The sequence below is a fragment of the Nostoc sp. genome, assembly GCF_041747015.1.
Classification (GTDB): Bacteria; Cyanobacteriota; Cyanobacteriia; order Cyanobacteriales; family Nostocaceae; genus Nostoc.
The window spans coordinates 45,678-68,307 of sequence record NZ_JBGTFY010000109.1 but is presented as its reverse complement, the minus strand read 5'-3'; the positions used below and the strand labels follow the sequence as shown (position 1 = coordinate 68,307).

The 22,630-nt window shown below is 42.2% G+C and carries 23 protein-coding genes and 1 pseudogene; 10 read left to right on the top strand and 14 right to left on the bottom strand.

What is annotated here, in order from left to right; genetic code table 11:
* Positions 1-183, bottom strand: a pseudogene (locus tag ACEW80_RS08650) (DUF1957 domain-containing protein); the annotation flags it as partial.
* Between the two features lie 297 nt (positions 184-480).
* Here ACEW80_RS08650 and ACEW80_RS08645 point away from each other — a divergent pair.
* Together ACEW80_RS08645 and ACEW80_RS08640 are read left to right on the top strand one after the other, a co-directional pair.
* Positions 481-1,239: a hypothetical protein gene (locus tag ACEW80_RS08645; RefSeq protein ID WP_373526197.1), complete on the top strand. Its 759-nt coding sequence runs from the start codon at positions 481-483 to the stop codon at positions 1,237-1,239.
* Between the two features lie 175 nt (positions 1,240-1,414).
* Complete coding sequence (locus tag ACEW80_RS08640) at positions 1,415-1,933, top strand: hypothetical protein (protein WP_373526196.1); 519 nt, start codon at positions 1,415-1,417, stop codon at positions 1,931-1,933.
* Between the two features lie 55 nt (positions 1,934-1,988).
* On the opposite strand, the gene ACEW80_RS08635 is transcribed toward ACEW80_RS08640, so the two are convergent.
* Positions 1,989-3,728: an NB-ARC domain-containing protein gene (locus ACEW80_RS08635; protein WP_373526195.1), complete on the bottom strand. Its 1,740-nt coding sequence runs from the start codon at positions 3,726-3,728 to the stop codon at positions 1,989-1,991.
* Between the two features lie 148 nt (positions 3,729-3,876).
* Here ACEW80_RS08635 and ACEW80_RS08630 point away from each other — a divergent pair, with 148 nt between their 5' ends.
* On the top strand, positions 3,877-4,110 hold the full coding sequence (locus tag ACEW80_RS08630; RefSeq protein ID WP_373526194.1) for a hypothetical protein: 234 nt from the start codon (positions 3,877-3,879) through the stop codon (positions 4,108-4,110).
* Positions 4,111-4,346: 236 nt separating this feature from the next.
* On the opposite strand, the gene ACEW80_RS08625 is transcribed toward ACEW80_RS08630, so the two are convergent.
* The 7 genes from ACEW80_RS08625 to grpE all read right to left on the bottom strand — a co-directional run bounded on the left by ACEW80_RS08625 (position 4,347) and on the right by grpE (position 11,926).
* Complete coding sequence (locus ACEW80_RS08625) at positions 4,347-4,916, bottom strand: Uma2 family endonuclease (protein WP_373526193.1); 570 nt, start codon at positions 4,914-4,916, stop codon at positions 4,347-4,349.
* Between the two features lie 43 nt (positions 4,917-4,959).
* Entirely contained in the window at positions 4,960-5,766 is an 807-nt protein-coding gene (locus tag ACEW80_RS08620) for a Uma2 family endonuclease (RefSeq protein WP_373526192.1), read from the bottom strand.
* 70 nt (positions 5,767-5,836) lie between these two features.
* The gene (gene rsgA / locus ACEW80_RS08615) at positions 5,837-6,952 is read right to left on the bottom strand and encodes a small ribosomal subunit biogenesis GTPase RsgA (RefSeq protein WP_373526191.1); all 1,116 of its coding nucleotides are present in this window, start codon (positions 6,950-6,952) and stop codon (positions 5,837-5,839) included.
* Complete coding sequence (locus ACEW80_RS08610) at positions 6,949-7,203, bottom strand: sulfurtransferase TusA family protein (protein WP_373526190.1); 255 nt, start codon at positions 7,201-7,203, stop codon at positions 6,949-6,951. The genes rsgA and ACEW80_RS08610 overlap by 4 nt, the downstream gene beginning before the upstream one ends.
* A complete protein-coding gene (dnaJ, locus tag ACEW80_RS08605; protein WP_373526189.1) occupies positions 7,203-8,330 on the bottom strand; it encodes a molecular chaperone DnaJ in 1,128 nt (375 codons plus the stop codon). The genes ACEW80_RS08610 and dnaJ overlap by 1 nt, the downstream gene beginning before the upstream one ends.
* A gap of 661 nt (positions 8,331-8,991) precedes the next feature.
* On the bottom strand, positions 8,992-10,950 hold the full coding sequence (gene dnaK / locus ACEW80_RS08600; protein WP_373526188.1) for a molecular chaperone DnaK: 1,959 nt from the start codon (positions 10,948-10,950) through the stop codon (positions 8,992-8,994).
* A gap of 238 nt (positions 10,951-11,188) precedes the next feature.
* Positions 11,189-11,926 (bottom strand): nucleotide exchange factor GrpE, encoded by a 738-nt coding sequence (gene grpE / locus ACEW80_RS08595; protein WP_373526202.1) that lies wholly within the window; start codon positions 11,924-11,926, stop codon positions 11,189-11,191.
* Positions 11,927-12,591: 665 nt separating this feature from the next.
* Here grpE and ACEW80_RS08590 point away from each other — a divergent pair.
* The 4 genes from ACEW80_RS08590 (at position 12,592) to ACEW80_RS08575 (ending at position 17,930) form a co-directional block, all read left to right on the top strand.
* Positions 12,592-14,604, top strand: a complete 2,013-nt coding sequence (locus tag ACEW80_RS08590) for a GspE/PulE family protein (RefSeq protein WP_373526187.1) — start codon at positions 12,592-12,594, stop codon at positions 14,602-14,604.
* A gap of 157 nt (positions 14,605-14,761) precedes the next feature.
* Positions 14,762-15,886: a type IV pilus twitching motility protein PilT gene (locus ACEW80_RS08585; RefSeq protein WP_373526186.1), complete on the top strand. Its 1,125-nt coding sequence runs from the start codon at positions 14,762-14,764 to the stop codon at positions 15,884-15,886.
* A gap of 135 nt (positions 15,887-16,021) precedes the next feature.
* On the top strand, positions 16,022-17,248 hold the full coding sequence (locus ACEW80_RS08580) for a type II secretion system F family protein (protein ID WP_373526185.1): 1,227 nt from the start codon (positions 16,022-16,024) through the stop codon (positions 17,246-17,248).
* 121 nt (positions 17,249-17,369) lie between these two features.
* The gene (locus ACEW80_RS08575; RefSeq protein ID WP_373526184.1) at positions 17,370-17,930 is read left to right on the top strand and encodes a hypothetical protein; all 561 of its coding nucleotides are present in this window, start codon (positions 17,370-17,372) and stop codon (positions 17,928-17,930) included.
* A gap of 119 nt (positions 17,931-18,049) precedes the next feature.
* Here ACEW80_RS08575 and ACEW80_RS08570 read toward each other — a convergent pair whose 3' ends face one another.
* On the bottom strand, positions 18,050-19,054 hold the full coding sequence (locus ACEW80_RS08570) for a saccharopine dehydrogenase-like oxidoreductase (protein WP_373526183.1): 1,005 nt from the start codon (positions 19,052-19,054) through the stop codon (positions 18,050-18,052).
* A 166-nt stretch (positions 19,055-19,220) separates the two neighbouring features.
* On the opposite strand from ACEW80_RS08570, the gene ACEW80_RS08565 reads away from it, so the two are divergent.
* The gene (locus ACEW80_RS08565) at positions 19,221-19,598 is read left to right on the top strand and encodes a type II toxin-antitoxin system VapC family toxin (RefSeq protein ID WP_373526182.1); all 378 of its coding nucleotides are present in this window, start codon (positions 19,221-19,223) and stop codon (positions 19,596-19,598) included.
* 36 nt (positions 19,599-19,634) lie between these two features.
* Here the strand turns inward: ACEW80_RS08565 and ACEW80_RS08560 are convergent, their stop codons facing one another.
* From ACEW80_RS08560 to ACEW80_RS08545, 4 genes are all read right to left on the bottom strand, one after another.
* Positions 19,635-19,793 carry a UPF0175 family protein gene (locus ACEW80_RS08560; RefSeq protein WP_373526181.1) on the bottom strand — a complete coding sequence of 53 codons (159 nt, stop codon included), beginning with the start codon at positions 19,791-19,793 and terminating at the stop codon, positions 19,635-19,637.
* Between the two features lie 160 nt (positions 19,794-19,953).
* Positions 19,954-20,499 (bottom strand): shikimate kinase, encoded by a 546-nt coding sequence (locus ACEW80_RS08555; protein WP_373526180.1) that lies wholly within the window; start codon positions 20,497-20,499, stop codon positions 19,954-19,956.
* 114 nt (positions 20,500-20,613) lie between these two features.
* A complete protein-coding gene (locus ACEW80_RS08550; protein ID WP_373526179.1) occupies positions 20,614-20,994 on the bottom strand; it encodes a type II toxin-antitoxin system HicB family antitoxin in 381 nt (126 codons plus the stop codon).
* Complete coding sequence (locus ACEW80_RS08545) at positions 20,960-21,235, bottom strand: type II toxin-antitoxin system HicA family toxin (protein ID WP_373526178.1); 276 nt, start codon at positions 21,233-21,235, stop codon at positions 20,960-20,962. Before ACEW80_RS08545 ends, ACEW80_RS08550 begins: the two co-directional genes overlap by 35 nt.
* 165 nt (positions 21,236-21,400) lie before the next feature.
* Between ACEW80_RS08545 and ACEW80_RS08540 the strand changes: the two genes are divergently transcribed.
* Together ACEW80_RS08540 and ACEW80_RS08535 are read left to right on the top strand one after the other, a co-directional pair.
* Positions 21,401-21,742 (top strand): DUF433 domain-containing protein, encoded by a 342-nt coding sequence (locus tag ACEW80_RS08540; RefSeq protein WP_373526177.1) that lies wholly within the window; start codon positions 21,401-21,403, stop codon positions 21,740-21,742.
* Entirely contained in the window at positions 21,711-22,052 is a 342-nt protein-coding gene (locus ACEW80_RS08535; RefSeq protein WP_373526176.1) for a DUF5615 family PIN-like protein, read from the top strand. The genes ACEW80_RS08540 and ACEW80_RS08535 overlap by 32 nt, the downstream gene beginning before the upstream one ends.
* Positions 22,053-22,630: the final 578 nt, after the last annotated feature.

The window sequence follows — 22,630 nt, the reverse complement described above, 5'->3', positions numbered from 1 at the left end:
ACTCATCGTGATTTTAAAGTCGATACCGTCTCGCTTTAAGCCTTCAAATACTTTCAATAAGGGGATGTAAGTTTCTGTGATGGCTTCATAGAGCCATTCTTCCTCCAGCACGTAGTCACTTTCCGGGTGACGAACGAAGGGCAGATGTGCGTGGAGTACAAGCGCGACGTAGCCGATAGCCATAGTGATTTTGGGGTGATACTTATAAGTTGAAGGTCGAGAGGTTGGGCAGAAATCAACAATATTTTAAGACTTTATGGGGATCGTAATACCAATTTGAAAAATGATTGCGACAGATAGATTCACAGAAGCAACCGCGCATCACTGCGGAAGGTGAAAGGTTGAGCCAAGGCTTGTCCCACTCGTGATGAAAGCCAAAACCGTAACCTTAATCGTATTGTTTCTAATGCTGAGGAAGTGTTGCCAGCCAGAGAATATAACCGCAAGTGTTCGTGCAGGACACTTCCTCACCTAAGACCAATGGTAATATCATCTAAGAATTATACTCACAGCGCTTCAGAAGCAGTTTCTAAATATTTACTTAAGGGAAAAAGTATCCTTTTCACCACTTGTATTATTATTACATCATTCATTAATGATATGGAATTCTTAGAGGAACTCGGTATACTTGATACCATCAAAAATGCTAGCTACTTATTTTTAGGTCTGATCAGTGGATATTGTTTTTGGGAATTGTGTGAACACTATACTGGGATAGGAATTTCGCGCATCAATCCTATCGTGTTCATCTTGGCACTTTGCTGGGGAGCAAGTGGATTCTTTTTCTTACCCCCACTTTCATTTACTGCTAACCAATTAATATACTATGCCTTGCCTGATTGGGATATTCCACTGTCGCTGTGGATAAAATTAGGTTTTTTACAACACCGTAGTTGGTTATTTAGTTCTGTTATATTACCACTCGCTCTCCTAATTATATCTAGACTCAGTGAGCGTTACTTCGCTAGGAAACAATGGTTCTTAAGTTTTATATTTCACTTCATACGAGATATTTCTATTGGTTTATCTGTTGGAAGCAGTGCTCATCTTTTTGGTGATTTTTCTTTACAATGGATACCTGTAGGAGATACAAGCATTAATATTTTTGGTTGGCAAAAACCAGTCTATTTCTATATCTGGCTAGTAGTAAATCTACTCCTTGGTTTGGGTATTCCTTTTCTAGCTATAGCTAGTACCCAGACTGTAATTACTGCTGATCCAAATACAACAAAAGTTTGAGCAATAATAGTCATTAGATGTCTTTCATGCGAGGTACAAATTAGAGTATCCAATGGGCAAAGTGGAACAATTACTTGTCCACGACGATGTAGTCATAGTTTTAGAACCGATACTCTGTAATATCCTTGGCGAAATTAGATAAGTTACCTGTCAACATTATGTGGCAGTAAATATTATGAGTAATATCACAAAATTTATTATCCCTTGTTTTGCCTGCGCTGGAATTTCTATAGTAGCTGCCGGTGTTGATCATATTACTCCTAACACAACTGCTAGATTCTCTCTCAGTCCTGGTTTTAAAAGAAGGGTTGCAATTGTTCATCCTGGTCATGCATCAAAGACATTAAAATGTTATGTTAATGCTGACTATAGAAATAGAAAACCTATCATTGAGAAGGCTTATGGAAATCAAGATAATCAGTATCCACTTATCATAGAAAATGATTTTATCAAACCAATTGTAATCACCATCAAAGCAACAAACTCAGATTCAGATCCAGTAATTTTAATTAGATCTCTAGAAGGAAAAATTTTTCCATGTCAAGATTATCAACATGATAATCTTGAAACGCTACATACTGGCAGGAAAATTACAGATGGATTTGTTCCAAAAAAAGGCAATTACTTAATTGAGATATGGAGTTATTTTAAACCAGCAGATAAGTACCAGATAGAAATTACTGAAGAGAATTAAAGGAATATTCGAGAAGTAGAAGAGATTTAACTATCTCCTAAAACTTTCTGAATTTCTATAACTTATGTTTCAACTTTTCGATTTCTTCCTCTTCCTCTTTCACCTGTATCTCCAACTTAAACTTCTCGTTAGCGTCTGTTTCAATGATCCGCCTTTTCCTTAGAGCCTTTAACTTAGCGATCCTCAAATTATACTCTTCCCAAAGCATCTCTAGCTCTGTTTTGAATATTTCCTTTGCAATTTCAGGAAGTGGTGATTTATCATCAGGTTCAGGCATCTTCTGAGCAGAGAGTTTCAAGTGATATTGATAAAATCTTTTAAAGTAAATTTCCTCTTCAGAATCTTCGTCTGGCAGATTACTAAGAATAGTTTTTGTGGTATTAAAGTTCTCATAAGCTCCCAACAGTTTCTTATGTATTTTAGAACGTCTTTCCCTAATTTCCTCATTCTGAAGCAAATACTGACGCAGAATGTTATTCATGTATATTGTTTTCCTATTAGCATCATATCTCTGTAAGAGAGATAAACTGTATAGATGCTCACACAACTGTATAGTAAGTGTTATTTTTAAATTCCATAGTTTTGCTATAACTGACAGAGGAATAGGAATATTTGTTGGAAAAACAACTAACTCTTCAAGACGCTTTCTTTCTACTTCAGTTAAACATTTTATACTAATTTCAAAGTTTTCAGAAATTCTATCCCAATAGAAATTCCAATCATTTTCTTTAATGTCTTCAAGTATGTCGTGTATGGCATTGTCCAATTTATTTCCGCACTTAATTTTAAAGTAGATTTCTTCTTTGACAAAATTAAACAACAGAGGCCATTCATAAAGTTGAGAAACTAGCTCTTCTAATTTTTCAGAATCAATCTTATCTCCTTTCTTTAGCTTCTTTAGATCCTCATACAACAGCAGTGTGGCTTCGTCAAATTGCAGCGTGTCTATTTGTATAGCTTCGACAGAACTTTGTTTAGCGAAACTTTTTAAATTTCTTGTAGTTATCAACCAACTACAATATTGATACCTGCTACTAAGAAACTGTTCCAGTGGTTTATATGTCTGTAAATTATCTAACACAATCAGTCGAGGCTCATGCTCATTCTTCCATTTATTTAAAAAAATAGTTGCTATATCGGCTGCTGTATTAAATATAGGTTCTGAGCCTATTGACTGTTTGTATAAAGTTTTCATGCCTTCTACAATGTCTTCTCCTTCTTCTAAATCTACCCAAAAAATACCTCCTTGAAAATGTGCCATAACTTCAGGTAGGCAACAGGCCATCAAAGCTAAAACTGTTTTTCCACAGCCTCCAGGTCCCCATAAAGCAATAATATTGTTCGACTGTTCTCCTTGAGCATTTAAAAGGCGATTAACTATTTGTTCGATATAATTAGAACGCTCTACAATAATACTTGATGGTGAAAATTTTTCTTGTATTTTTAGACGAATGCAATCTGGTGGATTGTAATTGGCATTTTGCACGCTTTCTTCAGATGTTGGTGTTTGAGGATGGCTGTCAATTCTTGGCGAAGGAGAAGTATTTTCAGTCTCCAATCCATCATCGGAAAGGTCAATAATTTTTTGATAATCTAGTTTTAGATTCTCACAAATATTCTTAAATGTATGCAACTGTATTGGCTTTAAATTAAAGAAATTTGTAACGCTTGATCGTGCTAGACGTTTGGCATCTACAAACTCTGTTTTCGTTCCATAATTAAGCCGCAGTAGAGCGTTTTCAGCTATTTTAATACCCTGAATACTTGCCTTAACCGTGAACCTTTTCTTTGCCATACTACGGTTGCAGGATTTTTGCTTATTCTAGCGCACGTTCAAAACTTGGACATAAGATAATCATAGAAAAATCATTAAGTGGACTGGATTGCATGAATTTAGCGTAACTATGAAGATACAGAGTAAAAATACCACTCAGGCACTAATCATGAATAATATAAAACTCTCTCCCGCTTTCTTACTAGTGTTTGGCACCGTCCTATCTATCACTATGCTTTCTGGCGGAACGTCAATGTGGTTAGCTTCAAAACCCAATCTGTCTGAGTATCAAGTTCGTAACCTTGAAGATAGTCGTGCTACTTGGCAGATGGGAATTGGTTGTATTTTTGGGCTGTTGGGTAGCAAGGCGACACATTTACTGGAGTCAGAGAAGGACAAGTAGAGTATGGTAGACATCTCGTGAAAAAGAATGTAGAGACACGTTAGCGAGACGAAGTACAATTTCGCGTCTCTACAAGGATTTCAGGTAAAGCATAATTAATTTCTGGAGATGTTTGGGTTCGTATTGACTCTGCCCTTTGCCTTTGCTTTTTAACTTCAAGGTGGATTCGGGATCGGCTTGTTGGTGAAGTTGAGTTTGAAGAGCGATGCCTAGGTTGGGCTACACCTACGCCAGAATTATCCAAAAAAACGCTGAACTCGAACGCCAAAACCTGGTAATAGTGGTGATGTAATTTCGTCATCAGCCAGCAAGGTTGCGATCAGTTTTAATTGAGCAGCTTCTCTACGATAAACTTCTAGCTGTTGTAATTGCCAATTTGCAATCCAATATTCTTGAACTCCTGTGGATGAGTATAGTTTCAGCTTGGCTTCTCGGTCTCGACGTTCGTTGGTTGTCCCAGGAGAAAGCACTTCTGCAATCAGTTCTGGCGCTCCTCTCAAATGCCCTTCGTCATCTAGCAATAGTGCTAAACGCTCATGACTAATCCAAACTACATCCGGTATGACATTATCGGCATCTGTAAAAATTATGCCGGGAGTTTGACGGGTTTCCCCCAGCCCACTCGAGCGTGACCAAATTTGTAACTCTAAGCATATATTACCCGCAGTCCCTTGATGTCTCCAGTGAGGCGCTGTAGTCACAAATAGTTGTCCGTCAATAATTTCATAGCGCTTCCATTCGTCAGTTGTGAGTAATTCTAAGTCTGAGGTTGTCCAATGAACTTGATCAGATATTGTTTGGTTCATAGCACTATTTTTCCATACCTAGTTTAAAGAGAAAATTCTATTTTCAGAATATTTGCTCAGGGTCAATACCTGCGAATCGTAAGCGTTCTGCTAATTTTTCAGCCCGTTGGCGTTCTTGTTCTAGTTGTTGATTTGCTTGCTGTAACTGTTGATTTGTTTGCTCTAACTGTTGGTTTGCTTGTTGCAACTGTTGGTTTGCTTCTTCTTCTGGCAATATTACCAGATGCCCATCTGGGGTAAAAAAGCGTAATTTACGAGACTCAACTCCTAAATACATATCTAACTGCTGACTCCACAACCAACCCAACTCAGTGGGAGCAAGTTCTTGATATTGCCCATCAACTATGTGAAATCCCTGTAATTCTAAATTACTTGGATCAAACCAGAAGTAATCAGGAGTGCGAAATGTATTCTGGTATATCTGCTTTTTCAAACCTTTATCAACCGAGGCAGTAGAATCAGATAACATCTCAATAATTACATTGGGATATTTACCATTTTCTTGCCACACAACCCAGCTTTTGCGGTCTTTTTTTTCTGTATCTAAAACGACAAAGAAATCAGGTCCTCGAAATTCCTCTGATTTTTTCTGGTTGGGGAGGCAGCGCTGTGCGGGGGTTCCCCCCGTTGGGGCGACTGCCGTACTGAAATAGATAGTCAGGTTGCCGGTAGCATAAAAATCCTGACGATCGCGCCACCACCATTTAATCAGGCGGATCAGTAAATCAATTTGTTCTCGGTGCAGATCAGATTCCAACGGGGGTTCGTCACTATAAATGTCGCCTGGTGGGAAAATTATACTATTAGTGACATCTTGTAAACTAGGGGTGGTGGCAAGGGGCTGAGACATACAAGATAGTTTTTCTGTTTGTATCTATGCTATCGTGACAAACCTTTGCATAGAAGTGCAATCGCCCTCTTTATTCTTCATCCCGATATAACTCTTGCAAATCCTGTAACTGAGTCTTTCGGGAAATCCGGCGATACTTCTTACTTTCTAGCTTGGGTTCGTATTGACTGTGCCCTTTGCCTTTGCTTTTGCTTTTTAACTTCAAGCTGGATTCTGGATCAGCTTGTTGATGCAGCTGAATTTCATGAGCGATCGCAGCGTTCAAAAATTCTAAATAATGTTCATATCGTTCCCAATCTCCCCGCACCGCACATTCAGGCTCGTCTCGATGCACGCAATCACTAAACCGACAGCTAGCAACTACTAACCGCTCTCTTGCTTCTGGGAAATAATGGATTAATTCTTCTGGGATACAATCCATGTCCGGCTGATTAAAACCCGGAGTGTCTGCAAGCATTCCACCGCTAGGCAATTTAAATAATTCTATATGGCGAGTGGTATGACGACCACGAGCTAGTTTACCAGAAACTTCTCCGACTCGCAGTTTGGCAGAGTCAATCAGCGAATTTATCAAGCTAGATTTGCCCACGCCGGAAGGCCCAGCAATTACAGTAATTTTATTGCTCAAATACTTGGCAGCTTGGTCAGTATTTATGCCATCTTTGACACTGATAAATATTGGTTGATAACCCCAACCAAGCAAGCGATCGCTAATTTTTTGCTGTGACTGCGGTGAAATTAAATCACTTTTATTCAAGCATAAAAGTACATCTAAGCCAGTAGACTCAGCCTTTATCAAAAACCGACTCAGCTGATAAGGTTCTAAAGGTGGATCGGCAACGGCAAATACCAAGAGGATTTGGTTGACATTGGCGATCGCCGGACGATCTAACTCACTTTGGCGGGGGAAAACCTCAGCGATCGCTCCCCGTCCTCCAGCCCAATCTGGCTCTTCTACCACGACGCGATCGCCTACCATCACCTGTTGCCCGATTTTTTTCAGACGTGTTCGCCGGGTACAGAGGAGCAGGCGGGGCAGAGGGGCGTTTAAATCCAGTTTCTCCTCTGCTCCCCTGCTCCTCTGCTCCCCATCCTCTTCATCTAGCTGTACTCGGTAAAAATTAGCCTGTACAGCCACCACCGTACCCAATAACTGTCCAGTGGCAACAAAATTTTTCCCTGTCATTCAGCAACTGGACGGCGCACTAACAGAGAAAAATAACTAGTGTAATCTGTAATTTGTTCCACCTGATAACCTGCCATTGTCAGACTATCGGGAACCTGCTCAATCGGCTCACCTGGGTCTAGCCAGACTTCTAGTAAACCTCCCAATGGCATTTTCTCTAGAAGTAGTTTTGTCCGCACAAAATTGATTGGGCAAGGAGTGCCGCGCAAATCAAGTTGAGCATCGGGAGTTGAAACAGAAGAGGGCTTCATTACTTAAACAGATTTCCTAAAAATCCTTCTAGACCACCTTTACCAGTGCGATCTCCTTTAATTTTAGCTAGCTTCTCCAACAGTTCCCTCTCCTCTGGGGTTATTTTGTTGGGAATATCAATTAGCATCGTCAGCATATGATCCCCCCGACTTACGGGATTTCCTAACCGGGGTACGCCGCGATTTTCCAACTTCATCACTGTATTCGGCTGGGTTCCAGCTGGAATGATCAATTCCACTAGCCCATCCACCGTATCTACCTCCAAACGACAACCTAAAATCGCTTGCAGGTAGCTAACTTTGATTTCTGAAAGAATATTGATGCCATCTCGTTGGAATTCCTCATCCTCATTTACAAACAAGTAAACGTACAAATCGCCAGCCGGGCCATTACGTTGACCAGCATCCCCTTCATTAGAAATTCGCAAGCGTGTACCATTATCCACCCCAGCTGGAATGGTAATTTTGAGTTTCTTCGTTACTTGATTTGCGCCCTTACCATCACACGCATCACATTTATCTTCAATTACCATCCCTGTAGCGTTACAAGTGGGACAAGTCGAGACTTGGGTGAAACTGCCAAAAGGTGTTCTGGTGACACGGCGGACTTGACCCGATCCGCTACAAGTCGCACAAGTCCGAGGGCGGGTTCCAGGTTTAGCACCAGAACCGCTACAGACTTCACAATTTTCTAGATGCGAAATGCGAATTTCTTTTTCACCGCCAAATACTGCTTCCCGAAAGTCTAACTTCAGGTCTAGGCGCAGGTCATCACCCCGCGCAGGCCCACTGCGCCGTCTTTGTTGCGTGGGACTACCCATACCGCCAGCAAAGCCACTAAAAATGCTTTCAAAGATATCGGCAAAACCACCCATATCGCCAGCATCTTGGAAGCCCGCGCCAGCACCTGACACACCCTCTGGACCAAAGCGATCGTAACGAGCGCGGGTTTCTGGTTCTGAGAGTACCTCATAAGCGCGGTTAATTTCTTTAAAGCGCTCTTCCGCCCCCGGTTCTTTGTTCACATCTGGGTGATACTTCCGGGCTAAACGGCGATAGGCTTGTTTGATTTCTTCTTTGTCGGTGTCACGAGAGACACCCAGAGTTTCATAATAGTCGCGGGCCATATAGCAAAGGTAAAAGTTAGAAGGAAGAAAGCTGAGGGCAGTAGACTTTACGGACAATGGACACTTGCTACCCTACGGGAAGGTGTTTTGCCCATAACTCTAGAAGAGCAACGCAATGTCCTTGAGAGAGCAGCTTGCCAAAGTCCAGGCAGAAGGTAAAAATTAATTTTTGTTAATAATTGATTTTACCCTTTACCTTCCACAAAAATCACCGATAAATCTTGAGCAATAGTGCTTTCCTCGTAGGAGACGACAAAAGCTACACAAGTCAAGTTAGGAATAAGGGAATCCTCTGCTCGGACTTCTGACTGCCGAGTTGGCTGTCTCTTTTACAATTGTGCTACGTAGGAGAGGAAAACCCTGTCCATCAACCAGAGGGGCTAGCCGTACCATTAGGTGTGGAAAACCACCCATATGCTTTGGATCGCATTTGAATTAGTACACCATCTAACCCATAGTAATTTGCTTCTACAATCTAGCAAACCGCTGGGGTCTTGTGAAACTTCGCTAAATTTATAATCATTATATTTAGATATATTAAAGTCTCTTAACAAAAATCTCAACTTTCGGGATTGAGGAGGTGAGAGAGCAAGGGGACAAAGGAGAATTATTGAACAATTTTCTTCCCCATGCCCCATGCCCCATGCCCCATGCCCAATTCCTAATCTATCGCCTCATAATCAGCCTGCGCGGTACTTTCTTCGTCAAAATCAAAATTGAATTGTGGTACTGGTGTGCCATTTACTGGTGAATCCATTTCTGGGGTCAACAGACTAGCTGAAGCCTCCTCAATCTCATTACTTTGGCTGTTAGCTCGGTTGTACACATCAGCACCAATTGCAAACAGGGTTTGTTGGAAGTCGTCTAAGCGCTGCTTAAATTCTACTGTGGAGATACTGGAGTCAATCATTGCAGCTTGGAGTTGTGAAACTTTTTCACTGGCCAAGGTTTTCATTTGATCGCCGATAAAGTTGCTATTATCCTTGATGGTGGATTCGTAACTGAACAACAGATGATCTGCTTGGTTTCTGAGTTCAACCAGTTCTTTACGTCTTTTATCTTCTTCGCCAAACAGTTCGGCTTCTTGGCGCATCCGTTCGACTTCGTTGGTACTTAAACCACCTGTATTGGTAATCCGAATACTCTGTTCTCTACCTGTACCTTTGTCTTGGGCAGAAACCTTCAGGATGCCGTTGACATCGATTTCAAAGGATACTTCGATTTGAGGTACACCCCGGGGCGATGGGGGAATTCCTGCTAGCAAAAACTTGCCGAGACTCTTGTTATCTCGTGCCATTGCTCGTTCTCCTTGGAGGATGTGAATTTCCACCGAGATTTGCCCATCAACTGCTGTGGAAAAAACTTGTGACCTACTTGTGGGAATTGTGGTGTTGCGTTCAATGATTTTGGTGAATACTTCACCCAAGGTTTCAATTCCCAAGGATAGAGGGGTGACATCTAAAAGCAAGAGATTATCGACTTCGCCACCCAATACACCTGCTTGGATAGCCGCTCCCAATGCTACAGCTTCGTCAGGGTTGATAGAGCGATCGGGGGCTTTGCCGTTGAAAAACTTAATCAGCGCGTTTTGGACTGCGGGAATGCGGGTAGAACCACCTACCAAAATAATCCGATCTATAACTTCTGGTTTGAGATCCGCATCTTTGAGCGCTTGGATCATTGGTTCGATGGTCGCTTCAATTAATTTACCTGCGAGTTCTTCAAATTTAGATCGGCTAAGTTCCATCTCCAGATGCTTGGGGCCAGTGTCATCGGCGGTGATAAACGGCAAGTTAATGGAGGTATTCACCATGCTGGAGAGTTCAATTTTTGCCTTTTCTGCTGCTTCCCGCAGGCGTTGCAGTGCCATCTTATCTTTGGAAATGTCGATTTTTTCCTCTTGCTGGAAGCGTTCCATCATCCAACGCACGATCGCATTATCAAAGTCGTCTCCACCTAAGTGGTTATTACCACAAGTCGCCTTAACTTCAAAAACGCCATCTCCAAGTTGCAGGATAGATACATCGAAGGTGCCGCCTCCCAAGTCGAATACTAAAATTAGCTGCTCTTGGTCTTGCTTTTCCAATCCGAAAGCTAAAGCCGCAGCTGTTGGCTCATTGATGATTCGCAGAACTTCTAATCCGGCGATGGTGCCTGCATCTTTAGTTGCTTGCCTTTGGGCATCTGTAAAATATGCGGGTACTGTGATCACTGCCTGAGTGACCTCCTCACCCAAAAAGTTTTCCGCATCCTGCTTAAGCTTTTGCAGGATCATGGCAGATAGTTCTTGTGGCGTGTAATTTTTTGAGCGAATTTGAACATCAACAGTATCATCTCGACCTTTGATACAGTTGTAGGGAACGCGATCGCGTTCTGTTTCAGTGTCTTCCCAACGTCGCCCGATGAATCGTTTAATACTGTAGATGGTGTTTTCGGCATTGGTTACGGCTTGGCGCTTTGCCAGTTGACCAACCAAGCGATCGCCACCTTTGCCAAATCCCACAATACTTGGAGTAGTTCGTCCACCTTCAGAACTGGCGATCACAAGTGGTTGACCGCCTTCTAAAACTGCGACGCAACTGTTAGTAGTGCCTAAGTCGATCCCAATAACTTTTCCCATAATTAACAGTATTTTTACGGAGTCTTTCTGCGGTAATTTGTCGCGGACTAACTTTTTTGCTAGGAACCAAGGCTAGCGGATTACATCTGTGGAACTTCTGTTGCTGGTAGCAAGAGAGAAGTTGAAATACAGAAAGTTATCCAAAGCCTTGTCCAAGTTTTAGGTACGCGATGCTCGCCCCGGCTAAAACCAGGCACTTTTGGTCAGCGAGGCGAGCGACTACAGCTTAACTGAAGGCTTAACTCGACTGATCTGACTCCATAGAAGGTGTATCTTCTTTTGGAGCAGCGACTTTGACCATTGCATGGCGCAGCACGCGATCGCCCAAGTAATATCCGCGCACTAACTCTTCTAACACTCTTCCTTCAGGATGTTCATCCGTAGGTTCCCGCATTACTGCTTCATGAAGGTTAGGATCAAATTCTTCACCTTCAGGACGCATCGGTGATACACCTAAGCGCTTTAGGCTATCTACTAATTGTTTGTAAACGCCTTGGTAACTTTTGTGCATTGTCATTTCGGCATCAGATTGCGGTTTGAGGTGCGATCGCGCCCGCTCAAAATTATCGACTACTGGCAGCAATTCCAGAATCGTGTTCCGCTTCATCAGCGCCTCTAGCTCTTCTTTTTCTTTGCTAGTGCGTTTTCGGTAATTCTCAAAATCAGCGGCAATCCGCATATATTGAGTACTACGCTCTTCTAGTTGCGTTTTGAGAGACTCGATTTGTTGAGTCAGTTCTGCCAAAGCTGCTGTTTCCACTTCAGTTTTCTCAGTTGCGGCGACGCTATTTTCTGGATTGAGAGTAGCCGTATCCCCCGGTGCGTTAGTTTGGGCTGCCACTTGCTCAGTAACCTCGCTGCCAGGTTCATTGAAATTAATTTGGGCTGGGGAGTCACTTTTCATTGCTTGCTTTACCTCTGTTGGTTCACCCAATTGCTGGCTTGTGTTGTTTATCTGTTTATTTTCATCCATTATTATCTACTCATTCCAGATGCTTTTGCTGGCAGTGTATCTCCACAGCTTGCAACTGAGGCTGATTTTGTTGCCGACAATTTCCTGGAAGTGATGTAACCATCTTTTTATTGTGACAAATGGTAAACACGTTAGCCTAGAAGCCACAAAGGCGGGAACCCGAACGAGTAATTTGCAAGAGTGCCGCTGAATGTGACTGCCCCTGATCTGATTCATTTGATGGAATTTCACCCAGTTTAATTAACCCACTGGAAAGGAAGTCTTCAGGTCTGAATAGTTCCTAGTGAAAGGGTTGCGGGTTATTTATTTAGGTTGTTGTGGGAATTAATTTGTATGTCTCGCGCTTCTAGTCAATCGGTTGATGGCTTTTGTTACCATCTTATGCTCTTTGGGGGATGAAACAGCCCTGCCCTTAAAAAGGGGGGCTAATATCTCTTTTACCCCCTTTTTAAGGGGGTCGCCACAGGCGGGGGGATCTAATCCGAACCGTATTGTCTCCACTACTACTTCTTTTTGACTCAGTATTTAGCAAGAGCTTTGAGCAATCAAAGCGATCGCTTTGATTGCTCAGAAGTTCGGCGACTTAAGACTTTTTTGGTAAATGAGAATTCTGCCTCACAGTAGGGGAATACTCTAAACAGAGGTTTCCCCTACTCAATTGCTCATTTATGACTTACTCGTCAGCACAACGGCGCAGTACCGCTCTAACTACCAGAACAGAGTTTTCGCCCTTCGGCAACCAGCTAGTGCTATCTGGCTATGTCAATACCGACCAGATGAGGCAGGCACTAATTGAAAGCCGCAAATCTGGCAGACCCCTAACAGAAGTACTAGAGTCAATAACTGGGCAACAACTATCACCTGAGTTGCTCAGGCAATACAAAAAACAGCAGCTATTTGAACTTAAGATCCTATATGGTGTTGAATTCCTTGATCCGGAAGTCAGCTCCATTGCCAACACGATGATGGGGAACCTGATTGAAACCCTCATCCCAATCGATATCTGCCGTCGCCATCGTTTAGTACCACTGTCGAAACACGAAGACCAAACCCCGCCCTCAGTTTTAGTGGCGATGGTCGCTCCAGATAATCTAGAGGCTTCCGATGACCTGAACCGCATCTTGCGCCCCCAAGGTTTGGCATTGCAGCGGATGGTGATTACACAGGAAGACTACCAACAGCTAATCAACCAGTATTTGGATGAAATGGCTGTTAAGCAAAAGCATCTGGAACAAGAAAAGTTTACAGATATTAATCAGGATTTAGAAAACCTCGGAAATCTCGATCTTTTGGATGCTCCTGAAGAAATGGAGGCTGATTTAGGAGCGGCGATGAAGGGTGCAGAGGATGCCCCAGTCATCAACCTAGTTAACAGAATCCTGGCTAAAGCTTTGCATGAGAAGGTTTCTGACATTCATATCGAACCCCAAGAAGAAAACTTACGCATTCGCTTTCGGAAGGATGGGATACTAGGCGAAGCTTTCCCTCCCCTACCGAAAAAAATTATCCCGGCGGTGACAGCCCGATTTAAAATCATTTCCAATTTAGACATTGCGGAACGGCGCGTACCCCAAGATGGACGCATCCGCCGGATGTTTGAGGGACGTAAAGTAGATTTCCGGGTCAGCACCTTACCCAGTCGTTACGGGGAAAAGGTGGTGCTACGGATTTTGGATAACTCCTCGACCCAATTGGGATTGAATAAGTTAATTACCGATCCGGAGACTTTGCGTATTGTCCAGGATATGGTTAGCCGTCCCTTTGGTCTAATTTTGGTGACTGGGCCAACTGGTTCTGGGAAAACAACCTCGCTGTATTCTGCATTATCAGAAAAGAATGATCCTGGTATTAATATCAGTACTGTGGAAGACCCAATTGAGTATAGTCTTCCAGGGATTACTCAAGTACAGGTGATTCGCGAAAAAGGGCTGGATTTTGCAACAGCGTTGCGGGCTTTTTTGCGGCAAGATCCAGATGTGCTGCTGGTGGGTGAAACGCGGGATAAAGAAACGGCAAAAACCGCAATTGAGGCTGCCTTGACGGGTCACTTAGTATTAACTACCTTACATACCAATGATGCCCCAGGTGCGATCGCTCGTTTGGGAGAAATGGGTATTGAGCCGTTCATGGTTTCGAGTTCCCTAATTGGCGTTTTAGCTCAACGTTTGGTGCGGCGTGTCTGCTCTGAATGTCGCATCCCCTATACTCCTACCGTCCAGGAATTGGCTCGTTATGGTCTATCAGCTTCCTCAGATATTGAAGTCACCTTCTATAAAGCTAACACCTTGACATTAGCAGCGATCGCCGAAGCCAAAAGTCAAAATCAGCTTTGCCCAGCCTGTAATGGAGTCGGCTACAAAGGGCGTTGTGGTGTTTATGAAGTCATGCGAGTCACCGAAAACCTGCAAACTCTCATCAACCAAGAAGCACCCACAGAACGTATCAAGGAAGTGGCAATAGAAGAGGGGATGAAAACCTTGCTGACTTACAGTTTGGACTTAGTGCGCCAAGGTGCTACCACCCTGGAAGAAGTAGAACGAGTGACGTTTACTGATACGGGTTTAGAAGCCGAGTTAAAAGCCAAACGCAAGACTGGTCTGACGTGCCTGACTTGCGATGCCACATTGAAACCAGAATGGCTAGATTGTCCCTACTGTATGACATCTCGGTATCAAAAGTAGTCATTAGTCATTGGTCATTGGTCATTGGTCATTGGTCATTGGTCATTGGTCATTGGTCATTGGTCATTGGTCATTGGTCATTGGTCATTGGTCGATGGTTAGTAACTTTAAACAAATGACAAAGAACAAATAACAAACATTAAAAGGAAACAGAACTATGGAAATGATGATTGAAGACCTGATGGAGCAGTTGATTGAAATGGGTGGCTCGGATTTGCATTTATCCGCAGGTTTGCCTCCCTATTTCCGCATCAGTGGTAAACTCACCCCCATCGGTGAGCATATAATGACAGCCGATCAATGTCAAAGGCTGATTTTTAGTATGCTCAACAATACCCAGCGTAAAACCTTGGAGCAGAACTGGGAGTTAGATTGTTCCTACGGTGTTAAGGGTTTGGCTCGTTTCCGGGTCAATGTCTATAAAGAACGTGGTTCTTATGCTGCTTGCTTACGGGCATTAAGTTCTAAGATTCCTAACTTTGAAAAATTAGGTTTGCCAGATGTAGTGCGGGAAATGATAGATAAGCCCAGAGGACTAATTCTGGTGACAGGCCCTACAGGTTCCGGCAAGACAACTACCCTAGCGGCAATGATTGACTTGATTAACCGCACCAAGGCAGAGCATATTTTAACGGTGGAAGACCCAATTGAATTTGTCTACGAACCAATTAAAAGCTTGGTTCACCAACGGCAACTGGGTGAAGATACCAAGAGCTTTGCTAATGCCTTGAAAGCAGCTTTGCGGGAAGACCCAGATATTGTTCTGGTGGGGGAAATGCGCGATTTAGAAACGATTTCTTTGGCGATTTCGGCTGCGGAAACAGGACACTTGGTATTTGGGACTCTACACACTAGTTCCGCTGCCCAAACTGTTGACCGGATTATTGACGTTTTCCCCCATGAAAGACAAACTCAGGTGCGGGTGCAGTTATCTAACTCGTTAGTCGCAGTATTTAGCCAAACCTTGGTGTCCAAGAAAAACCCTAAACCCGGTGAATATGGTCGGGTAATGGCTCAAGAAATTCTGATTGTCACTCCCGCTATTTCTAACTTAATTCGAGAAGGCAAAACATCTCAAATTTACTCAGCTATTCAAACTGGCGGCAAATTAGGAATGCAAACTCTGGAGAAGGTTTTAGCCGATATGTACAAAGCAGGAACGATCTCCTTTGAAGCGGCGATGTCTAAAACTTCTAAGCCAGATGAAATCCAACGTCTCATGGGTAGTGTTCCACCACAAGCAGCAGGTGCTAAACCCGGTGCAGCTGCTAAAGCGCATTAAACCAACTGGGGAGATGAGAGCGATGAAGAGAGATAAGGGAGACAAGGGGACAGTGGGACTAGGAGAATAACCATGCCCAATGCCCAATGCCCAATGCCCAATGCCCAATGCCCAATGACTATTTTGAATTAATTTATGCCAAACTATGTTGCCCGTGTGCGGGATTCTCAAGGAAAATCCCGAACAGAAAAAATTGTTGCCGAATCCTTGGTACAAGCTCGGACTAATCTCAGAGATCAAGGTTTTGTAATCCAAGAACTGAAACAATCTCAAGGATTTCAACCAGATGTTGCTTTCAAAAAATTCCAGAATTCCTTAGTTAAGGTTTCTGTGAAAGACAAAGCCGTTTTTTCCCGTCAATTTGCCGTTTTGATGAATGCGGGAGTTGCGATCGTTAGAAGTCTGGGGGTACTTTCTGAACAGTGTAGTAACCCTAAACTGAAACAAGCTATTGCGGATATTAGCATTGATGTTCAAAGCGGAATGAATCTTTCCGAGTCAATGCGAAAGCATCCTGACTGCTTTGATGGATTATATGTAAGTATGATTCAAGCTGGCGAAGTTGGTGGTGTTTTAGATGAAGTATTGAATCGTTTAGCTAAGTTGTTAGAAGATGTTGCCCGATTACAAAACCAAATTAAATCAGCATTATCTTATCCAGTAGTCGTGGGTTTTATCGCAGTTGCAATCTTTCTCGGTATGACCATTTTTCTTATTCCCATTTTTGCCACGATTTTTGAACAAATTGGAATTACATTACCACCTCTAACGCAATTCTTGATGGATGCTAGTAAATTTTTGAGAAGTCCGAAGGCTGTCATCCTTCTCTTTATTATTGTCGGACTGAAATTTGCCTATGGACAATTCGGTAAAACTCCTGGTGGCCGCCTAACAATTGATCGTCTTTCCCTCAAGGTGCCGTTGTTTGGCGACTTAATTCAAAAATCTTCGGTCGCCCGCTTTAGCAGAACTTTTGGTTCTTTGACTCGTTCAGGTGTGCCAATTTTAACTTGCTTAGAAATTGTCCGAGATACATCAGGAAACCAAGTGATTGCCAATGCTATAGATGCAGCCCGCCTTGAGATTCAACAAGGAGGTATGATTAGCATTGCTTTACAACAAAGTGAAAGCGTTTTTCCGGCTATGGCAATTCAGATGATTAGTATCGGAGAAGAAACTGGAGAATTAGATGCAATGTTGATGAAAGTTGCCGATTTCTATGAAGATGAAGTTGAGCAAGCAGTAAAAGCAATGACCAGTATTTTGGAACCAGTGATGATTGTAGTTTTAGGGGGGATGGTTGGAACCATTTTGCTAGCGATGTATCTGCCTATGTTTGCGGTATTTGAAAAGTTGGGATAGGGGATTAAAAGTTAGGAGTTAAGAGTTAGGAGTATAGGAGTTAAAACTTGTGTTTCTAACTTAGAAATTATAAAATTTATTCTTAACTTATCACTTCTAACTACTCACTATTTAATAAATTATGACTGTGCAAAAATCTCAGTACGAAGCGAGTTTGGCAGAATACAGCAATCATCTAGCTGCGATCGCTTTACTAAAGCAACATCGGCCATACTTGGAGATGATTCCCAGTCTGCGCCGTCCAGATGAAAGTGTCATCACTATACCCTTGCCAATTGTCCGTATTCGCAACACTGCTACAACAGCAGGGCAAACGATTTGCTTACCCTGTGATGTGGTAATTTTGATGTGCGATCCAGAGTGGAAAATCAAAACTGGAGCAGAAATTTTAGTCTTTATTCAGCGTGCCCATGAAGACTTTTCTGATTTGTTAGGACGTTGGCGACAAACCCAAGTTTGGCTAGACAATGATTATGAGTGGTTAATGCCTCTCCGGCACAGTCATATTTTGAGTGAGGGAGCTAATACTATATATCCTCTGTTTGTCGTTTTTAGTGATACTTTGGAACGCATCCACAGAGGACTTGTGGGAGCCGAACTTCCATTTATTATGCAAACACCAGATTTGCTGTTTGAGGAAAATTTCACAGATATTTTCTCTCCAGAAATTCCACTAGCTTAGAAAAAGCTAGGAGTTAAAAGTGAGGAGTTAAGAGTTTTAAATTGCCAATTTTGAACAAAACCAGAGATTTTTAAATCTCAAATTTAGGTTTTTAACTCCTAACTCCTAATTCCTAACTCTTACCTAACAAATTGGGGCATAATTTCGGCAGCAGTAAATATTCCATAAATGCCGCGTTGGTGCAATTGTCTACCAGCTTTGAGATAGCCGAAAGCTGGCCCGCAGACATTGGCTGCCATACTGGTTTCATCTCCCAGAGTAAAGGTATGAGTAGAAATCTTCCCTTCAAAGGTACGCCCTGTTACCTTAACGTTGGTGCTGAGGGGCTTCTTGGGATTGCGAGTATCAACTACACCACCAACAGTAACGCGATCGCGATCGCAAATTCCCGCTACTTCTAACATGACATCATCAGCGTGTTCCATATTCGTCAAGGTAAGCACACCATTAGTTTTATCTAGTAGCGTTTCTACTTCCGCGTCAGTCATCGCTCTAGCAGTTTCCACTGTATAACCAGGCATATGGCCAATGTCTTCCCGAACGGTGGCACGGTAAGCTTCCCAGTTAGCAATTCCCACCCCGAAGGTGATTTCGACTTGATGAATTTCGGCATAGCTTTGGGCGGCTAATGCGGCAGCGGCGGTTAACAATCCGGGAGTTGCACCACAGCCGGTCATATAGGTAATTCCGGCTGCTTCCAGTTCTTCTTTCATCGCTAATAGTTGTTCTACGGCAGTGGTGCGCTTAATCGCGTCCACTAGTACCCCACGCCAACCGGATTTGATAAACTCCTTGGCTACAGTGGGAATAAAGTCATTTGGCAAGTTGGGTAAAGCCAGAAAATACCCATCCACAGGTTGAGCTATTTCAATTAAATCCTGAATACTTTGATTTGTTAATGTCCCAACTGGCTCTAAATAACCTACGGAACCTTGGGAATGGTAGGTTGCAATGCATTCTTCAGTATTTAAACCCTCAGCAGCGTAAGCGTAGCCTTTTTGATCTGCGGCTGCGACTAAAATCATTTCCTCTTTAGCAGCAAGTACCTTGGCGGCGGCTTGTCCGAGTCCGCCGAAACCTAGTACTCCTATACGTATCGCTGGCGAAATATTTGCTGTACTCATAGTCAATTACTTAATTTGAATCACAAGCCTTCAAACTTTACCATCTCAGCTTGTGGCTGATGGCTGACAGCTTTTAGCTATAAAGGTTAATTATGCTTCATTATCCTGGTTTCTTCCCCAACCAAATCAGTTTTTTCACCAGAAATTATTGCTGAGTGATTTAGGCTTGAGCAAATTTTCACGCGAAATTATATATTCTGCTCAACCAGAAAACGCTGAATTGAGAGAGTTAATTGCTGAATATACACCTGCGGTATCAGCACTCAGTTATTTGGAAGTGTTAGGCTATCATCTGCTTAAAGAGGAACAACGCCCATATTTTGAGGAGTTTTTTCAAGTTGCTCAAGTTTTACCAATCTCTCAAGATGTGTTAAATCAAGCGGTAATTCTGCGACAACAGAAACGAATGACTTTAGGTGATGCAATTATTGTCGGCACTGTTTTGGTGTATGGGCTAACTTTGATAACCAGAAATACAGATGATTTTCGTTGGATTACTCAAGTGAGATTGTGGAATCCGTTTGAGTCTGATAAACCCAGTTAAGACAAAAGTGCGATCGCATGATGGTAGTAATAAAAGTTATGCCAGAAATGCTATACGATTTATCCCTGCAAATCGGCTGGCTTGAGCAAGAGTTAACTTTTCTTTTTGAAAGAGCATGACTGCAATTTCCTGCTTCATTTCGCCTTCAGTCATCCGAGTTGCGGTTAATATTTCATTAGGAATGACGACGCTCATAATTACAATCCTCTCTATCACTACTATTCTAAGCAGCTTGGCGATCGCCAAATGATAATCAGCTAAATTTGCTGTTCATACGTAAATATCATTTTAAGTTAAAAATTAGACTAAAAGGGTTTGTCCTACGGATGTCCAAAATTCGGTAATTTGAGTCTTCCTAATGAGAAACTTGTGTTTTGAGAACGCTAGGAATTGCCTCAAATATTCGCTTGGCAATGTCTTCAGGCGTTTCTCCCTCTTGCAAGGTGATTTGCAAATCGGCTTGGGAGTAAAGTGGTGTTCGTTCTTCGAGGAGCGATCGCAACCTGCCCTTGAGGTCAGCATCTTGCAGTAGTGGTCTTGTGGTATCCTCAACTAAACGGCTGTAAATTAGTTCAACTGGCGCATCTAGCCACACTATCAAACCGTGGTGCAAGTAACCCCAGTTTTCTCGCCGCAGTACAATGCCCCCACCGGTTGCTATAGTCAACTTTGTAAAAGCACAAACTTGTGCCAGCACATCGCTTTCTAACTGGCGAAACCCCGTTTCCCCAACTTGTGCAAATAACTCATTAATAGATTTACCTGTTGCTTGGGCAATAACATTATCGGTATCCACAAACCCATAACTCAGTTCCTTTGCTAGTAAGCGCCCTACTGTCGTCTTACCAACACCCATCATGCCAATTAAGTACAGGTTGACTCCTCGTAATAAGCTGCTCACCAGTTGCTTCGCTCCAATTGTGAGTTTTGAGTCACAGTTTCTAATTATAAACCCAACGACTCAATCTAGGATTTAAAAATACCGAGTTTTGCCGCGATCGCGCAACCGGATAAGTTAAGCCGCTGCACTCAATAAAGACACAATATACTGATTAAGACTTACGCCTTCGTGTTCAGCAGTCTCAGCTAAACGACGATGTAGAGATTTTGGCATCCGCACCAACAACTTACCACTATAGCTGTTATCACTGCTGGGTAAAGGAATATCATCACTAGCTTCATAAGCTGTTTCAACCCACAATTCTCGCGCCTCATTAATGTTTGCCATTGTCTCTTCTAAGGTTTCGCCTTGAGTGAGACATCCTGGTAAATCTTTAATTTGAGCTACATATCCCCCCTCTGGAGAGGGATGAAGTGTTACAGGGTAATGAAGATTTAAATAATATTCTAGGGACAGCTTATCAATCTGTTTGTTCTTCTGGTTCAGTGTCTTCATCAATCCACTCTTCTAAATTTAATAGTTCAACTATTTGCTGTACATAAACTCCTTTAACTTTTTGCCTCCCTGTTTTAGGTACAGTGATTGTTCTACCTTGGGAGTCTCGAAAACTATGATGGCTACCCTTAGACCTTTTTTCTTCAAAGCCAAAAGCTTCCAATAAATAGCCTACTTCCTGAAACCGCACTTCTGGAGGCTGCTTGAGAAATTGCTCCACCAATTTCTTGAGTTTACTCATGGAGCGATAGTATCATATATAGTATCACATGAAATCTAGCGATGTCTACGCTTACGCACTTTTTCACGGACAATAGAAAGGCGTAGGCATAGCCCGTCGTAGACATCGCTAATCAGCTGATAACTTAGAATATAAATTGTTCTTATGGGAGTGTTCGGAGAAAAAATGTCTAAGATACCAGTAATCTCAGAACATATTGAAATTACTCCGGGTGTGTCTGGGGGTAAACCGCACATTGCTGGACACCGAATTACAGTGCAAGATATATTTATTTGGCACGAACAAATGGGGCTTTCCCCTGACGAGATCGTTTATCATTATCCCAGCATTACATTAGCTGATGTCTATGCGGCTCTAGCTTATTACCACGATCATCGAGATGAGATCAGGCAACAAATTGCAGAAGCAGAAGCCTTTGTCAGAAAAGTACAGGCTGAAACTCCTTCGATTCTGCAAGAGAAACTAAAGAATCGAAATGACACAAAAAATTCGGTTCCACCTAGATGAGAATGTCAGTAATGCCATAGCAAAAGGCTTGCGTCACCGTGGTATTGATGTGACAACTGCATCAGAAACACGACTGATAGGTGTATCAGATGGAGAACAGCTTTATTTTGCAATGTCCGAGAGTCGGGTAATTTTCACCCATGATAATGACTTTGTGAGAATTCATTACGGAGGTGGTATGTTTATACACGCAGGAATTATTTACTGTGCTCAGAACCGCCACTCAATTGGGGAAATGCTGAGGAGTTTAATTTTAATCTGGGAAGTTCTTGAGCCAGAAGAAATGAGATATAAACTTGAATTTATTTGAAGGCTTTTATTGCTTTACTCAAATACAAAAAAGCGATACTTTTTGGTGCGTAAAGTTAAGTATCTTGAGCTTAACTGAACGGTATTGTTCTACATATTCATCTTCTATTTTAGTTAAATTAACTGCCGTTATTAGTGTATTTAAAATCACTCAGGCAATAGATTAATGATTCTTTTGTGAAATTACTATCAAAATAAAAGATGAATTTCTCAGAAATGTCGTAAATTTCCTGATGTAACTTGGTAATTGCTGTATAGCGATCGCCATGCTTAATGAAAAATTAACATAGCTTGTTTGAAACTTTATCCAAACAATTTCTGTCTATCTAAATAATCCGAATTTTTACTCTAGTGCATAATTTTAAGTATACACAATACTGTGTTCCTAACAGCACAGAGTCCTGATTCTAAGAGTTCAGTTATAACAAGCCCCGCTCAATTAAATGTTTCTAGTAAAGGTGTAAATAATGACTTATATTCTGTCATCGTCTAAAAAAGCTTTGCAATTTTAAAGTTTTTGGCACAAAAACTACCGCATATTTCACCCCAGTAAGCCTGAATTAATAAATAGTAGGATGA

Coding starts and splice junctions, on each gene's coding strand:
- rsgA (WP_373526191.1), bottom strand. CDS start 6,952: ATGACAGGGAAAAATTTTGTTGCCACTGGACAGTTATTGGGTACGGTG.
- ACEW80_RS08630 (WP_373526194.1), top strand. CDS start 3,877: ATGAATAATATAAAACTCTCTCCCGCTTTCTTACTAGTGTTTGGCACC.
- ACEW80_RS08570 (WP_373526183.1), bottom strand. CDS start 19,054: ATGAGTACAGCAAATATTTCGCCAGCGATACGTATAGGAGTACTAGGT.
- ACEW80_RS08560 (WP_373526181.1), bottom strand. CDS start 19,793: ATGAGCGTCGTCATTCCTAATGAAATATTAACCGCAACTCGGATGACT.
- ACEW80_RS08645 (WP_373526197.1), top strand. CDS start 481: ATGGTAATATCATCTAAGAATTATACTCACAGCGCTTCAGAAGCAGTT.
- ACEW80_RS08590 (WP_373526187.1), top strand. CDS start 12,592: ATGACTTACTCGTCAGCACAACGGCGCAGTACCGCTCTAACTACCAGA.
- ACEW80_RS08620 (WP_373526192.1), bottom strand. CDS start 5,766: ATGTCTCAGCCCCTTGCCACCACCCCTAGTTTACAAGATGTCACTAAT.
- ACEW80_RS08550 (WP_373526179.1), bottom strand. CDS start 20,994: ATGAAGACACTGAACCAGAAGAACAAACAGATTGATAAGCTGTCCCTA.
- dnaK (WP_373526188.1), bottom strand. CDS start 10,950: ATGGGAAAAGTTATTGGGATCGACTTAGGCACTACTAACAGTTGCGTC.
- ACEW80_RS08545 (WP_373526178.1), bottom strand. CDS start 21,235: ATGAGTAAACTCAAGAAATTGGTGGAGCAATTTCTCAAGCAGCCTCCA.
- ACEW80_RS08575 (WP_373526184.1), top strand. CDS start 17,370: ATGACTGTGCAAAAATCTCAGTACGAAGCGAGTTTGGCAGAATACAGC.
- ACEW80_RS08540 (WP_373526177.1), top strand. CDS start 21,401: ATGTCTAAGATACCAGTAATCTCAGAACATATTGAAATTACTCCGGGT.
- ACEW80_RS08640 (WP_373526196.1), top strand. CDS start 1,415: ATGAGTAATATCACAAAATTTATTATCCCTTGTTTTGCCTGCGCTGGA.
- ACEW80_RS08635 (WP_373526195.1), bottom strand. CDS start 3,728: ATGGCAAAGAAAAGGTTCACGGTTAAGGCAAGTATTCAGGGTATTAAA.
- ACEW80_RS08625 (WP_373526193.1), bottom strand. CDS start 4,916: ATGAACCAAACAATATCTGATCAAGTTCATTGGACAACCTCAGACTTA.
- ACEW80_RS08610 (WP_373526190.1), bottom strand. CDS start 7,203: ATGAAGCCCTCTTCTGTTTCAACTCCCGATGCTCAACTTGATTTGCGC.
- ACEW80_RS08580 (WP_373526185.1), top strand. CDS start 16,022: ATGCCAAACTATGTTGCCCGTGTGCGGGATTCTCAAGGAAAATCCCGA.
- ACEW80_RS08535 (WP_373526176.1), top strand. CDS start 21,711: ATGACACAAAAAATTCGGTTCCACCTAGATGAGAATGTCAGTAATGCC.
- ACEW80_RS08585 (WP_373526186.1), top strand. CDS start 14,762: ATGGAAATGATGATTGAAGACCTGATGGAGCAGTTGATTGAAATGGGT.
- dnaJ (WP_373526189.1), bottom strand. CDS start 8,330: ATGGCCCGCGACTATTATGAAACTCTGGGTGTCTCTCGTGACACCGAC.